The sequence below is a fragment of the Brevundimonas sp. genome, from assembly GCF_003248455.1.
Taxonomy (GTDB): Bacteria; Pseudomonadota; Alphaproteobacteria; order Caulobacterales; family Caulobacteraceae; genus Brevundimonas.
Genome location: NZ_QFNM01000043.1, coordinates 24489 through 38646 on the forward strand (window position 1 = coordinate 24489; position 14158 = coordinate 38646).

The 14158-nt window shown below is 71.5% G+C and carries 10 protein-coding genes; 2 read left to right on the top strand and 8 right to left on the bottom strand.

The window, feature by feature from the left end; genetic code table 11:
- The first annotated feature begins 47 nt into the window (after window positions 1-47).
- Window positions 48-521: a hypothetical protein gene (locus tag DI624_RS14335; RefSeq protein ID WP_291539839.1), complete on the top strand. Its 474-nt coding sequence runs from the start codon at window positions 48-50 to the stop codon at window positions 519-521.
- Here DI624_RS14335 and DI624_RS14340 read toward each other — a convergent pair whose 3' ends face one another.
- From DI624_RS14340 to DI624_RS14375, 8 genes are all read right to left on the bottom strand, one after another.
- Complete coding sequence (locus DI624_RS14340) at window positions 522-1829, bottom strand: sorbosone dehydrogenase family protein (RefSeq protein WP_291539841.1); 1308 nt, start codon at window positions 1827-1829, stop codon at window positions 522-524.
- Window positions 1826-2251, bottom strand: coding sequence for a DUF2231 domain-containing protein (locus DI624_RS14345; RefSeq protein ID WP_291539843.1), 426 nt, complete (start codon window positions 2249-2251; stop codon window positions 1826-1828). The genes DI624_RS14340 and DI624_RS14345 overlap by 4 nt, the downstream gene beginning before the upstream one ends.
- Window positions 2252-2528: 277 nt before the next feature.
- A complete protein-coding gene (addA, locus tag DI624_RS14350) occupies window positions 2529-6023 on the bottom strand; it encodes a double-strand break repair helicase AddA (protein ID WP_291539845.1) in 3495 nt (1164 codons plus the stop codon).
- Window positions 6020-9145 (bottom strand): double-strand break repair protein AddB, encoded by a 3126-nt coding sequence (gene addB / locus DI624_RS14355; RefSeq protein WP_291539847.1) that lies wholly within the window; start codon window positions 9143-9145, stop codon window positions 6020-6022. Before addB ends, addA begins: the two co-directional genes overlap by 4 nt.
- A 133-nt stretch (window positions 9146-9278) precedes the next feature.
- Window positions 9279-10010 (bottom strand): N-acetylmuramate alpha-1-phosphate uridylyltransferase MurU, encoded by a 732-nt coding sequence (gene murU, locus DI624_RS14360; protein ID WP_291539849.1) that lies wholly within the window; start codon window positions 10008-10010, stop codon window positions 9279-9281.
- On the bottom strand, window positions 10007-11098 hold the full coding sequence (gene amgK, locus DI624_RS14365; protein ID WP_291539851.1) for an N-acetylmuramate/N-acetylglucosamine kinase AmgK: 1092 nt from the start codon (window positions 11096-11098) through the stop codon (window positions 10007-10009). The genes murU and amgK overlap by 4 nt, the downstream gene beginning before the upstream one ends.
- Window positions 11091-11612: a tRNA (adenosine(37)-N6)-threonylcarbamoyltransferase complex ATPase subunit type 1 TsaE gene (gene tsaE, locus DI624_RS14370; protein WP_291539853.1), complete on the bottom strand. Its 522-nt coding sequence runs from the start codon at window positions 11610-11612 to the stop codon at window positions 11091-11093. Before tsaE ends, amgK begins: the two co-directional genes overlap by 8 nt.
- Window positions 11609-12463 carry a GNAT family N-acetyltransferase gene (locus tag DI624_RS14375; protein WP_291539855.1) on the bottom strand — a complete coding sequence of 285 codons (855 nt, stop codon included), beginning with the start codon at window positions 12461-12463 and terminating at the stop codon, window positions 11609-11611. Before DI624_RS14375 ends, tsaE begins: the two co-directional genes overlap by 4 nt.
- 141 nt (window positions 12464-12604) lie before the next feature.
- On the opposite strand from DI624_RS14375, the gene DI624_RS14380 reads away from it, so the two are divergent.
- On the top strand, window positions 12605-14158 hold a 1554-nt coding region (locus tag DI624_RS14380), incomplete at its 3' end, for a S9 family peptidase (protein ID WP_291539858.1).

The following is a 14158-nucleotide window of genomic DNA, read 5'->3' on the forward strand; positions in this document are numbered from 1 at the left end:
CGGGGCGTGCACGATGGAGCAGGATCGACTTCAGGAACGCCCGTCCCATGTTCACGCCGCGCCAGATCGTCATGGCCGCCCGCCTGATCTTCGTCGCCGCCAGCCTGGGCATGGCGATCTTGATGCTGGGGCCGTTCCAGGGGCTGGAGCAGATGTTCGGCCTGGACGACAAGGCCGCCCATGCGGTCGCCTTCTATGGCGTGGCCAGCGGCCTGTTCCTGATCGCCCCGCGCCAGAGACGCGACGACCTGGCCCTGTTCGTCGTGGCCGCCGCCTTCGCCGCCGAACTGTTGCAGGCCCTGACGGGACGCAGCGTCTCCATCGTCGATTTCCTGGCCGGCTCGGCGGGCGTAGCCGCCGCCTGGGCGCCCGGACGCATCGAACAGCTGCGTCACGCCTTCCGCCGCTCGCCGGACCAGATGCTGGGCGAGATCGCCCGCGCCGACCGCCGCCTGCGTCGCCGACGCGCGGCGGCGCAGGCGGCCAAGAGGCCGTCCCTGCGCCTCGTCCCGCGCGACTGACTAGCCCTGAGGCGCGATGCGCCAGACGGTGTTGGAGAGGTCGTCGGCGACCAGCAGGATGCGCTTGTTCGGATCGAACGACACGCCCACCGGGCGGCCCCTCGCCTTGCCGTCCTTCAGGAAGCCCGTGGCGAAATCGACCGGCGGACCCGCGGGACGGCCATTGCTGAACGGCACGAACACGACCTTGTAGCCGGACGGATCCTGACGGTTCCAGCTGCCGTGCATGCCGATGAAGGCCCCGTTGGCGAACGCGCCGCCGAAACCGCCGTTGCGGGCGAAGTCCAGGCCCAGGGCCGCGACGTGCGAGCCCAGCGCATAGTCCGGCCTGACCGCACGCGCCACCAGATCCGGCTTCTGCGGTTTCACGCGCGGGTCCAGGTTCCGACCCCAATAGCTGTACGGCCAGCCGTAGAAGGCGCCGTCCCGCACCTGGGTCAGATAGTCCGGGACCAGTTGCGGACCCAGTTCGTCGCGCTCGTTGACCACCGACCAAAGCAGGCTCGTGCCGGGCTCGATAGCCAGCGCGGTGGGGTTGCGGATGCCGGTCGCTATGGTGCGCCGCGCGCCGGTCGCCCGGTCGATCTCCCACACCACGGCCCGCTCCTCCTCGACCGCCATCCCGCGCTCGCCGACGTTGGAGTTCGAGCCGATGCCGACATAGAGCTTGGTCCCGTCGGCGCTGGCCGTCATGGCCTTGGTCCAGTGGTGGTTCAGGCGCGACGGCAGGTCCGTCACCCGCTCGGACGGCGCAGCGATGCCGGTCTGGCCCGGCTGGAACGGGAAGCGGACCAGGGCGTCCTGTTCGGCGACGTAAAGATAGCCGTCGACCCAGGCCAGGCCGTAGGGCGCATTCAGATTGTCGACCAGAACGGTGCGAAGTTCCGGCACGCCGTCGTTGTCGGCGTCGCGCAGCAGGGTGATGCGGTTCCCGCCTTCGATCTGGGTGTTGCCCTGCTTCTTGATGACTCCGGCGATCACGTCCTTGGGCCGCACGGCCGGCGCGCCGCCGCCCCGCCCCTCGGCGACCAGCACGTCGCCATTGGGCAGAACCAGCATCTGGCGCGGAATCTTCAGGTCGGTGGCGAAGGCGGAGATGGCGAAGCCCTGCGGCGCCGTCGGCGTTTCCCCGTTCCAGCCGGCCGGCGGACTGATCTTCAGCGTCGGCGTCAGGGTCTCGTGAATCCTGGGCAGGTCCGGCGCGGCGCCGGTCTGGTTCAGCTTGGGATCGCTGGTCCTGCCGCAGGAGGCGACGGTCAGGGCCATGGCCAGGGTGGCGGCGCTGGCGGCGAGAAGGTTCTTGTTCATCGGACGATCTCCCGCGAGGCATAGGCGGTCCAGCCGGCGATCAGGACCAGCAGCGTGCAGAGAAGGGACAGGATCAGGCCGAAGGCGCCGACCGAACTCCAGGCGTCCTGGCTGTGCTTGAAGGCGTTCACCAACCCGAGGACCCAGGCCAGGGCCAGGGTCGCCACATGGACGACCAGCCAGTTCGACCGGCCACGGCGCAGCGACAGAACCAGATCGACGATGGAGAAGACCCCCGCCACGCCGCCGAACACCAGAGCGCCCGCGATCAGCCAGGCCGAAAAGTTCGACCACTGCATCTCGGCCGTCCGCAGATAGGCGATGTCGGTGAACAGGGCGATGGTGAACAGGGCGATCGGAAACGCCAGCAACAGCCTGTGCAGCGGTCGCGCCACCGCCCCGGAAATCTCGTGGGTGTTCATTCCAGCCCTCATCCCTGTGTCCAGGACGGGCTAACCGCCTGACGGCCAAATGGTTCACCGGACGGCCGCGTCAGCCGTGCGTCATTTCGCTGCGCCGAGCCTCAGCGCTCCAGTCTCGGCGGCGATTGGCCGGAACGAGACGCGAACTCGGATCATCCGCCGGCGCTCCAGTGAAGCCCCCCGCCTGATCGAGCGCGCGCTCGATGACGAGAAAGGCGTTGCGCGCCTGAGAGCGGCGCGAAGAGCGCCATGGGCGTCAGCCAGAGGGGGACCGAGATCAAGGCGTGAGCGCCGCCTTCAGCATGGCCTGCGGGATGGGCGTCAGCCGGGGGCCGTCGGTCCACACCAGGGCGGCCTCGACCGGCCGGTCGGGATAGAGGCGGCGCAGGACGGCCGCATAGACCGCCGCCTGAAGCACATAGGCCGGGTCGACGCCGTCCAGCGTGTCGGGCGCGGGGCGGTTGGTCTTGTAATCGACCACCAGCACCCGTTCGGGCGTGACCACCAGCCGGTCGATCCGGCCGCTGATCGTCACCCCTGCGGGCAGGTCGGGGGCCGAACCCGTCAGGGCGACCTCGGCGCGGGAGCCGGGGCCGAAGACGGGGGCGAATCGGGCGTCGTCCAGCACGGAGAAGGCGGCGGCGATCATTTCGGCGCGTTGATCGTCGTCCAGATCGGTCTCGCGCGACAGCAGGCGGCGGGCGGCGTCGGGCCGGTCTTCGGAAGCGATCTCGGGCAGCCGCTCCAGCAGCCGGTGGATCAGGTCGCCGCGCCGGAACCGCCCCAGGGCCGCGCCGCCCGCCTGGGTCTTGGCCAGGGGCGAGGGGGCGGGGATGCGGATCGCGCCGCCTTCCATCCGCGACGGGGCGGCGAAGCGGGCGGCGGCGTCGGCCGGGGGCGCGGTGGTCGCCCAGGCGGGAAGCGCGGTCGCGGCCGGGGACGGCGTCGACCCCGCCGCGCCGGTTTGCGGGTCCGGCCCGAACCGCAGCCGGTCGCCGGGCAGGTCGCGCGCCCGGCCCTCGGCCTTCAGACGGTCGAAGGTTCCCGCGATCACGTCCCACCAGCTGCCGGCCTCGAAGCCCGCCTTGGGCGACCGGGTCTTTCGACCCATGACGATCAGCCGGTCGCGCGCGCGGGTCAGGGCGACATAGAGCAGGCGCAGGGATTCCGCGTCGGCGCGGTCGATCCGCGCCTGGCGCACGGCGGCCGAGACGGCGCAATCGGCCCTGGCGCTGGACGGGCACATCAGCCAGGCCTCGCCGCCGTGGTCCAGGGCAGCGGCCATCAGGGTCGGCCCCTGGGGTTTGGCCCGGGCGGTGGTGTCGGGCAGGACGACGATGGGCGCCTCCAGCCCCTTGGAGCCGTGGACGGTCATGACGCGGACCTCGTCGCGCGCGCCCTCCATCTCGCGCTTCACCTCGACATCGGCCTGTTCCAGCAGTCCGAGACAGGTCTCCAGATCGCGGCCGCCGCGCTCCTCGGCCGCCAGGACCTGGGCCAGGCTTTCGTCTATGGCTTCTTCCGCCTCGCGGCCCAGCCGGTCCAGGATGCGCGCCCGGCCCGACCGGCCGTCGGGGCCGAGGCGGTTCAGCGCCAGCGAGAAGAAGGCGAACGGATCGCGGTCGCGCGCGGCGATCAGATCGTCCATCAGGGCGCGCGCCTGGCCCCAGGCCGGATGTTCGCCCGAGCGGCGCTGCAGTTCGCGCCACAGGCTGCGGCCCTGGCGCTCCACCTTGTCCGCCAGCGGATAGAGGGCGTCGGCCGGGCCGAAATCGGCCACGTCGCACAGCGGGCTTCGCAGGATTTCGGCCAGCGACAGATCGTCGTCGGGATAGAGGGCGAAGCGCGCCAGGGCGATCAGGTCGTCGAAGACGATGTGGCTGGACAGTTTCAGTCGGTCGGCGCCGGCCACCGGAACGCCCTCGGTCTTCAGGGCGCGGATGATCTCCTCGAAGGTGGCGTCGCGGCGGCGCACCAGCACCAGGAAGTCGCCGTAGCGGACGGGGCGCATCTCGCCGCGCCTTTTCGGATCGTGGATGGCGACGCCGTCGCGGACCTGGGCGGCGATGTCGCGCGCCAGGGCCTGGGCCAGCTGTTTGCGGGCGCTGCGGCTGTCCTCCTTGTCGACCGGGGCGTTCCAGGCCTCGCGGTCGGGGGCGGCGGGGTCTTCGAACAGGGGCCACAGATCGACCGATCCATGCTGGCCCAGGCGGGCGGGGCGGTGCACGGCCATGTCGCCCGTCTCGCCCACCAGGGCGCGGGCGCGGTCGGGCCCGTCGAAGGCGGCGTCGACGAAGGCCAGAACCTCCTCCGTCGAGCGGAAGGAGGTGTCCAGCGGAACCTCGCTGAAATCCGCCCCCGCCCCGCGCGCCAGGGCGTCATAGACGCGGGCTTCCTGGCGCAGCCGCTCGGGCCGGGCGCCCTGGAAGGAATAGATCGACTGTTTTTCGTCGCCCACGGCGAAGACGGTGCGGGCGATGGCCGGTTGGCGGCGTTCGGCCCCGGCGCCGGAAAAGAAGGGTTCGGTCAGGGCGCGCACGATGTCCCACTGGTCCGGGGCCGTGTCCTGGGCCTCGTCGATAAGAACGTGCTCGATCCCGCCGTCCAGCTTGAACAGCACCCAGGCGGCGGTGGCGCGTTTCGTCAGCAGCTCGACCGTGCGCCCGACCAGGTCGGTGAAATCCAGGGCGCCGCGCGCGCGCTTGGCCGTTTCGTAGAGGGCGGCGTGGACGCGGGCCAGGGTCAGCACCTTCTGTGTCTCGTCGGCCACCCGGGCCGCGCGCATCCGGTCCAGGGCCGAGGCGTATTTCAGCGAGACGTCGGCCAGATAGGCCGCGGCGCCGGGCGGGGCCTTGGCCGTGCCGAACCTGTCGCGGGCCACGCCCTTGGAATCGACGAAGATCGGCGTCATGGCGGCCAGCGTCGTCTCGGGCGGGACGGCGGCGCGCATCTGGGCCGCCAGCTTCTGGTCGTTGGCGCTTCCGGTCGCGAAACCATCGGCCGCCGCCAGCCAGTCGGCGGGGTTCAGCCAGGCCATGAAGTCGCCCTCTATGGTCTGGGGCGTGTCGTCCGTCGTCACCCCGCACAGGGCGTGCGGCCCCGGCGCGGTCCCGGCGTCGATGCGGGCCAGATAGTCCAGAAGCGGCTCGCGTTTCGCCTCGATCACGTCCAGCAGGGCGTGAAAATCGCTCCAGGCCAGTTCGACGGCGAAATGGGCGTAGGCGGCGCCGACCGGGCCGTCGGCATCGTTCAGCGCATAGCGGGCCAGGTCCTCGCGCGCGGCGTGCGACAGGGCCAGCGCCGCCTGATCCTCCAGCACCTCGAAGCCCGGCGCGACCTCGGCCTCCAGCGGGAAACGCCGCAACAGCTTTTCGCAGAAGGCGTGGATGGTCTGGATCTTCAATCCGCCCGGCGTCTCCAGGGCGCGGGCGAACAGGACGCGGGCCTCGGACAGTTCGGCGTCGCTCAGGGTTTCGGCGTCGCGCCCGTCAAGCCTGGCCAGGTCGTCGGCCAGGGCGCGGTCGTCGGCCACCGCCCATTCGCCCAACCGCTCGAACAGCCGCGCCTGCATCTCGGCGGCGGCGGCCTTGGTGTAGGTGACGCACAGGATTTCGCCGGGCTTGACCCGTTTCAGCAGCAGGCGCGCCACCCGGCTGACCAGGGTGGTGGTCTTGCCCGACCCGGCGTTGGCGGTGACGAAGACCGACAGGGCCGGGTCGGCGGCGGTCGCCTGATGGGCGCGGGCCATATCCACCGGAGAGAGATCGGTCATTCGGGCGCCTCGTCCTCGCCGCCGACGACGTGCCATTCCCACACGCGCGCCAGATGGTCGTAATTGCCGCCGAAATTGCCCATGAACTGGGGCGCGACCCAGGAGGGGTAGGGCGTGGCCGGGTCGTCGAAGGCGGCGACCCCCTGTTTCAGCCGCTCCAGCTCGCGCGCCGCCAGATGGGCGGCCGACAGGCTGTTGCCGCGCCCCAGTTTGGCGACATCCGTGACCATGCCCGGTTCTCGCCGGCCCGTGACCTTGACGTAGAGCAGTTCGGTCGCCTCGGTCGGCGGGGCGGGAAAGCCGCCCTCGGCCAGGATGGCGGCGGTCAGGGTCAGTTGCGGCGCGAACCCCTGGACCACCTGTTTCTGGCTGGGCGTCGATCCGGTCTTGAAGTCGATGACGGCGGCGCCGGCCGCGTCCAGCTCGATCCGGTCGGCGCGAGCGGTCAGGGTGAAGGGACCGGCCGGTCCGTCGAAGGTCAGGGCGCCCGACTGTTCGATCAGCAGGGTCGCGCCGCGTTCGCGCCGCTCGCGCTCGAACCGTTCCAGCCAGCGGGCGCAGTTGCGCGCCAGGGGGCGTTCGCGGGCCAGGGCCGCGTCCTCGAACCCGGCCTCGGTCATGGCGTCCATGATGAAGCCCTCGATCTGGTCGGCGCAGTCGTCGGGCAGGGTCTCGGGCCAGGTGCGGACCACCTGTTCGATGGCGGCGTGGACGGCGTTGCCGCGCGCCATCGCCTCGGCCGAGGCGCCGGGCCGTTCCAGAACCTTCAGCCCCAGGATGCGCTGGGCGTAGACGGCGTAGGGGTCGCGCACCCAGCGTTCGACGCCGGTGACAGGCAGTTCGCGCGGACGGCGCTCGACCGGGGGGGTCGGCGCCGGGCGGCGAGCGTAATCGGGGGCGGCGCGCGCCGGGGCGTCCAGCGCGCGGGTCCAGTCGGCGACATGGGCCGGGCTGGCGACCGCAACCGGCGTATCCGGGGTGTTCGCCCCGCGCGTCAGCATATCCAGCCGCCACAGCCAGCGCGACCGCACCGACGGCTGGCCGCCGCGTCTTTCGGTATGGACCAGGATGGCCTCTTCGGCGCAGGCGGCCTGGACGAAATCCTGGGCGCTCTGGCCGATGCGGCGCTCGGGCGGGGGCAGGCCCAGGGCCGCGCGCATCGGCCGCGACAGGAAGGGATCGACCGGCGCCCCCTGGGGCCAGACGCCTTCCTCCAGACCGGCCAGGATCATCCGGTCGGCCCGCACCAGACGCGCCTCGATGGCGCCCAGGATGCGCAAGGACGGATGGGTCGCCCCGCCGGTCCGCACCACCGTATCGGCCAGCAGCCCCTGGACCAGCTCGACCAGATCGCCCGGAGTCGCCGCGCCCAGCGCCGCCCCGCCCGCGATCAGATCGGACAGCAGGCCGGCCGCGGCCTTTCCGTCCGGCCCGGCCCAGGCGTTCTGGCCGGCCAAGGCCTCGATCAGGGCCGTCAGGCTGCGGGCGGCGGCGTCCAGGGCGGCCGACGAGTCGGGTTGGGGGGCGAAGACCGCGCGCGCGGTCGCGACCAGCCGCTCCAGACGATCCGCCAAAGCCTTCGCCAGGGCGTGGCGGCGCGTCCGGCTTTCGGAGGGGCCCGACCCGTCACGGTCGTCGGACAGCGCCTTGTCCAGCCGGGCGTTCAGCCGGGCGAAGCTGGACACGGGCGGGCCGCGCAGGCCCATCCCCTCCAGCGCCGCGGCGGCGCGTTCGACGTCGATCTCGCCCAGGTCCAGTCGGACCAGCGGATGTTTCAACAGGCCCAGGATCGCCTGCGGATCGGCGGGGGCCGCCATCCAGCGAACGCACAGCTTGACCAGGACCCCCGCCGGCATCCGGTTCAGCGGCTGGCCCGCCGAGGCGTCCGGCCTGATCCCCCAGCGTTCCAGCCGCGCGGCGACGCGGCGGCCCAGGGCCTGGTCCGGCGTGACCAGGGCGCAGGTCTTTCCGGGGGTTTCCAGCGTTTCGCGCATCATCAGGGCGATGGCGGCGGCGGTCTCCTCGTCGTGGCGCAGGGTCAGGACCGACAGCCCCTCCAGCCCCTGGGCGATGGGATCGGCCCCGGCGCCGGCCGCTGCGGCGCGGGCGCGGATGGCCTGGATGGCGGCGCGCCAGTCCCCGGTCGCATCGGCCGGGCGCAGGGCCTCGTTCAGCAGACGCTGGCGGGCCAGGCCGCGCTGCTCCGCCCGGACCGCGACCCGGTCCGGGACAGGGTCCGCAACGGGGGGGCGGAACCAGGGGCGGACGGCGGCGCGGGCGACGTCGTGCCGCTCCAGCAGGCGTTTCAGCGCCCGTTGGGGATGCTGTTCGTTGTCCGCGTCGATCTGGCGCCAGACCCGCTCGTCCAGATCGAGGTCCAGCCCCGGCAGGACCACGCAGCCCAGCGGCGCGCGCGCCACGGCGCCCAGGACGTCGGCGGCGGCGGGCACGGTGCCGGTCGAACCGGCGGCGATGACCGGCTGGCGCGGCGGGTGCGCGTCCCACAGCTCGGCCAGGCGGCGCAGCAGGGTCGCGCGCCGCCAGGCCGGATCGACCAGGCCCAGTTCCTTCAACCGCTCGGGCCAGGCCTGGACCGCCAGACCCAGAAACCGGGCCGACCGTTCCCAGTGTTCGGCCATCTCGCCCTCGACCAGATGGGCGACCCGCTCAGGCTCGGGGACTTCCTCCAACTGGCAGGAATCGAGGAAGCCGCCCAGGGCGTCCGCCAGGTCCAGCGCCCGCAGCGGCGTCAGGTCGGGATCGAACCGCTCCACGATCATCCGCGCCATTTCGAAGCGGCGCGTCAGGGGGGCGATGGCGGGCGGCAGGTCCAGACCCAGGGCGCCCGGCGTGAAGGGCGGCTCGTCCTCCTCCAGATCGCCCAGCGGCCGCACCTGGGGCAGCAGCACCGGCCGCCCTTCGGACCGTTTCGCCAGGGCCTCGGCGAAGGCCCGCGCCGCCCGGCGATTGGGCAGCAGTATGGTCGCGTCCGACAGGGTCTCGGGCGGCAGGTCGCCCAGCCAGGCCAGAACGCCCGCCGCCAGGTCCTCCAGGAACGGGCGATGCGCCGGTATGGCGCGCCAGCGCGGGCTGGATGCCGAGAAGGGGTCGAAGGCCTTCACTTCAATGCCGTCATCCTAGGCCTTGTGCCTAGGATCCATAGACTCCGTCGCGGCCGGTGCGCGTTGACGAAGACCGGGCGTATGGATCCTCGGGACAAGCCCGAGGATGACGAGAAAGGGGAAGGGGCGAAAATCATCTCTCTCCCGCCAGTTTCGCCTCGGCCCGACCGCGCGCCTGGGGATCGCCGACGTGCATCCAGTCGCCGTCCAGAACGCAGCCGAACAGACGGCCCTCGGCGGCGGACTTGCGCCACAGGGGGCTGAGGGAGAAGGGACCGTCGGGGCCGTTGTCGGCGTATCCGGGCCGGGTGATGTGGACGCCCATATAGGCGAAGGGGGCGGAAGCGGCCGCGCCGCGGAAGGCCAGGCCGCCGCCGTCGCGCAGGAAGAAGTCGCCGTCGCCCTCGAAACCGATGGAGCCTTCGCGGCGGGCCAGAAGCAGGGCCGCGTCCATGGTCTCTGGGTTCCACAGGCGGACCAGATCGGCCAAGGCCCCCCCAGGCGTCTTGGTCCGGTCGATCCAGACGCTGTCGATATTGGCCACGAAGACGGGATCGTCCCCTAGCAGGGGATGGGCCTTCTTCAGCCCGCCGCCGGTCTCCAGCAGTTCGGCGCGCTCGTCGGAGATCAGGATGTCCGGTCCCCGTCTGCGGGCCTTGAGATGCGCCTCCAGCCGGTCGGCGAACCAGTGGACGTTGACCACCGCCGTCTCGACCCCCGCATCGGCCAGCCGGTCCAGCACATGGTCGATCAGGGCGCGGCCGCCCACCTCGACCAGCGCCTTGGGCCGGTCGTCGGTCAGGGGGCGCATCCGGGTGCCGAGCCCGGCGGCCAGGACCATCGCCGTTCGCGGGGCGCGGGTCATGCGCGCGCCTCGGCGGGCACATGGCGGTCGAACCAGCGGGCGACGGGGGCCAGGGCCGGCTGTTCCAGATTGGCGTTCAGATGGCGCCACATCCGGGGCAGGAACGCCCGATAGCGCGGCTTGCCGTCCCGCGCGATCAGCCGGGCGAATATCCCGATGATCCGCGCCTGGTTCAGCGCCGCCAGCCCCGCGTAGTCGGCCATGAAGGCCGCCCGGTCCAGACCGGGGCGCAGGGCGAAATAGCGGTCCAGGGCCTGGACCTCCAGGGCGGGGGAGACGTCGCGGCGGGCGTCCTGAAGCAGGGAATGCAGGTCCCAGGACGGGTGGGCGCGCACCGCGTCCTGGAAGTCGATCAGGCCGACGCGCGCCGCGCCCCCGCGTTCCGGCAGCCAGATCAGGTTCTCGGCGTGATAGTCGCGGTGCGCCATGACCGAGGCGCCCCTGGCCCCGGCGGCGACGATCGGCGCCCAGGCCCCGCGCCAGTCGGCGATGGCGGCGTCGTCGAAGGACAGGCGGTCGTCCAGCCTGGGCAGCCATTCGACGAACAGATCGGCGCCCCCCTGCAAGGCCGTCTCGTCATAGGTCAGCATCGGCCAGTCGCCGCCGGGACCCTGAAGGAGCTCGGGCGGATCGCCCGCCGCGTGCAGGACGGCCAGGGCCTCGATGGCGGCCAGGTAGAGCGGCATCTCGTCGGCGCCGTCCGCGATCACGCGGGCGAACAGGGCGTCGCCGAAATCCTCTAGCACCGCCAGGCCGTTCGGTGCGTCCAGTGTCGGGATTTCGGGCGCGGACAGGCCCAGGCGTTTCAGATGGGCGGCGACGGCGGCGAAGGCCTCGATCCGGCCGGCCGACAGGCGGGCCACGGCGTTCCACCCGGCGGCCCGACGTTGCTCAGGCGTCCAGGCCGGGTCGCACGGCGGGCTTTCGGCGGCCGGCGCCTGGTCCATCAGCATCAGGGTCGGGCCGGCCGCGGGCGTCAGCCGCTCGTAGCGCCGCGTCGAGGCGTCGCCGGGAAGAGGGGCGCGCGCGGCTCCGGCCAGGCCGGCGGCCTTCAGGAAGTCGAGACGGAGGGTTTCGCGGTCAGACATGCAGTTCCTTCAGCCTCGCCTCCCATGCGCCTACGCCGGAAACGGTCGCAAGCCTTCCTGGCGAAGCCCTATCATCGGGCTCGCGGAGCCCGACGGCTTGAGGGCGTTCCGAATGCGGATCGAGCGCGATCTCGGACAGGTGTATGATCAGCCGGTCCGGCCCCAGGAACCGCCCCGGATCGTCGCCCAGCCGCTCGGGCCATTCGATGATCGCGCAGCCCTCGTCCAGCGCCTCGTCCAGCCCGATCTCGAACGCCTCGTCGGGCCGGGTCAGGCGATAGAGGTCGAAATGGGCGACGGGCGGGTCGCCGTCGTAGAACTGGACCAGGGTGAAGGTGGGGCTGGGCACGTCCTCGTCCGGCGTGGTCAGGGCGCGGATCAGGCCGCGCGCCAGGGTCGACTTGCCCATGCCCAGCGGTCCGTACAGCAAAACGCTGTCGCCCGGCGCCAGCAAGGGGGCGATGGCCTGGCCCAGGCGCGTGGTGGCCTCGGCGTCGGGAAGGGCGATCTTCATTGGAACACCGCGTCGTGATCGGCGGCCAGCGTCCGTTCGGTGAACCGCTTCAACGCTTCGGTCGCCTTGGCGGCGTCCACGTCCAGCCGGTCGGCGGGGATGGGCAGGCCGACATCGACGCTGAACGGCTTGCCGGCCTTGTTCAGAAGTTCGTGGAACAGGGTCACGTCGCGCAGTTCCTGCGAGACCTTGTCGAACAGGTGGAACAGGCGGCTGTGGGGGCCGGCGACATGGATCGGGACCACCGGCGCATCGTATTTGCGCGCCAGGGAGGCGGCGGTCGGCGCCCATTCGGGATCGGTCAGGACGCCGTTCTTCTCGCGCGCCAGACGGCCGGCCGGGAACATGACGACGCAGCGTTCGGCCTCGAACGCCGCCTTGGCGGCGTTCAGGGTGGCGCGGGTCTTTTCGCGCGTGCGTTTGTCGTGGACCCATTCGACGGGGATGAGGGTCTCGACCAGACGGGGCGAGACGCGGAGGGCGTCGGCGTTGGCGAAGAAGATCATGTCGCCGCGTCGCCGTTTGATCGCATCGAAGACGGCGACCCCGTCGGCGATGCCGGTGGGGTGGTTGCACACCACGATGCAGCGGCCGGTCGCGGGCAGGCGGTCCAGATTGGTCGTCGCCACCTTCAACTTCAGCAGGTCCGAAACATAGTCGAAGGTTCCCGCCCCCGACAGGGGCTGGATCGCATCGGCCATCCGCACCGCCGCCCCATAGCCCAAAACCCCGTACAACGCCGGCCGAACCCAGGGCCACAGGGGCGAGGCGGTCAGGCGCGGCGCGCGCTCGGCGATCAACACATCGACGATGTGGGGCGGGCGTGTGGCGGGAAGGGCGGGTGAATCCATGGAAGTCCGCTTGTCGCCGGTTCGCAGGGACGGGGCAAGATGGCGCAGCGGCCGGCGCCGACCCCGTCCGTCCACGGCAACTTTCGCCCGGCCGGCGGCGGTGCTACGCCTTGCCGCAGCCTGATCGCCGAGGAAGAACCCATGCGCCACCGTTCCCTTCTGTCCGCCGCCTGTGCGGCTGTCGCCTTGATGGCCGCCGCGCCCGCGCTGGCGCAGGTTCCGCCCGCGCCCCAGCCGGCGGCGGCGGCGACGTCGGACGCCTTCACCTATCAGGACATGATCTCGGCCAACCGTCTCGGCGATCCGCAGGTGTCGCCGGACGGGCGCTATGTCGTCTATTCGGTGACGACGACGGACGTGGAGGCCAACCGCCGCACGGGCAGCCTGTGGATGCTGGACCTGAACACGCCGGACGCCGCGCCGCGCCGCCTGGCCATTTCGGACCAGGGCGCCAACACCGCGCGTTGGGGCGGGGACGGCAATCTGTATTTCCTGTCGGGCAAGTCGGGGACCAGCCAGGTCTGGCGCGTCGCCTCGCCCACGGCGGCGCCGGTGCAGGTGACGAACCTGCCGCTGGACGTGAACGCCTATCGGATCAGCCCGACCGGCGACAAGGTGGCGGCCTCTCTGGCGGTCTATCCGAACGCCGCCGACCTGAACGCCTCGGTCGAGATGGGCAAGGCCGCCGCCGATCGGAAATCGACCGGCCAGGTCTATGACCGGATGTTCGTGCGCCATTGGGATGCGTGGAACGACCACACCCAGAACCATCTGTTCGTCCAGTCAATCGGCCGCGACGGCAAGGCGACCGGAACCCCGGCCTGGGTGACGAAGGGCTTCGACGGCGACACGCCTTCCAAACCGTTCGGCGACGAGAGCGACTTCGTCTTCACCCCGGCGGGCGACGCCGTGGTCTTTTCCGCGCGTCTGGCCGGCCAGACCGAGCCGTGGAGCACCAACTTCGACCTGTGGAAGACCAACGGCCTGACCGGCGACGGGACCTTCACCAACCTGACGGCGGACAACAAGGCCTGGGACGCCGGTCCGGTCTTCTCGCCCGACGGCCGCACCCTGGCCTATCGCGCGATGGCGCGGCCGGGCTTCGAGGCCGACCGCTATCAGATCGTGCTGATGGACGTGCAGACGGGCCAGAAGCGCGAGATCGCCTCGAACTGGGATCGTTCGGCGGATACGCTGCAATGGTCGCGCGACGGCCAGACGCTGTACACGACCGCCGGCGACGTGGGATCGACCAAACTGTTCGCCGTGGATACGCGCAACGGCGTGGTGACGCCGATCACGGGCGCGGGCCACGTCTCGGCCTTCCAGCAGACGCCGTCGGGCTTCGTCTTCGCCCAGGACAGCCTGCGCGAGCCGGGCGACCTCTATTTCAAGACCCTCCTGGGCCGCGAACTACCGCGCCGCCTGACCCAGTCCAATCCCGCCTTCGCCGCCAAGGCGTTCGGCGAATACGAGCAGTTCAGCTTCGCCGGCTGGAACAACGAGACGGTCCACGGCTATGTCATCAAGCCGGTCGGATACGTCGAGGGGCGCAAATATCCGGTCGCCTTCCTGATCCACGGCGGACCGCAGGGGTCGTTCGGCGACGGCTGGTCCTATCGCTGGAACCCCGAGACCTATGCGGGCGCGGGCTATGCGGTGGTGATGATCGATTTCCACGGCTCGACCGGCTAC

Coding starts and splice junctions, on each gene's coding strand:
- DI624_RS14335 (WP_291539839.1), top strand. CDS start 48: ATGTTCACGCCGCGCCAGATCGTCATGGCCGCCCGCCTGATCTTCGTC.
- DI624_RS14340 (WP_291539841.1), bottom strand. CDS start 1,829: ATGAACAAGAACCTTCTCGCCGCCAGCGCCGCCACCCTGGCCATGGCC.
- DI624_RS14345 (WP_291539843.1), bottom strand. CDS start 2,251: ATGAACACCCACGAGATTTCCGGGGCGGTGGCGCGACCGCTGCACAGG.
- addA (WP_291539845.1), bottom strand. CDS start 6,023: ATGACCGATCTCTCTCCGGTGGATATGGCCCGCGCCCATCAGGCGACC.
- murU (WP_291539849.1), bottom strand. CDS start 10,010: ATGACCCGCGCCCCGCGAACGGCGATGGTCCTGGCCGCCGGGCTCGGC.
- amgK (WP_291539851.1), bottom strand. CDS start 11,098: ATGTCTGACCGCGAAACCCTCCGTCTCGACTTCCTGAAGGCCGCCGGC.
- tsaE (WP_291539853.1), bottom strand. CDS start 11,612: ATGAAGATCGCCCTTCCCGACGCCGAGGCCACCACGCGCCTGGGCCAG.
- DI624_RS14375 (WP_291539855.1), bottom strand. CDS start 12,463: ATGGATTCACCCGCCCTTCCCGCCACACGCCCGCCCCACATCGTCGAT.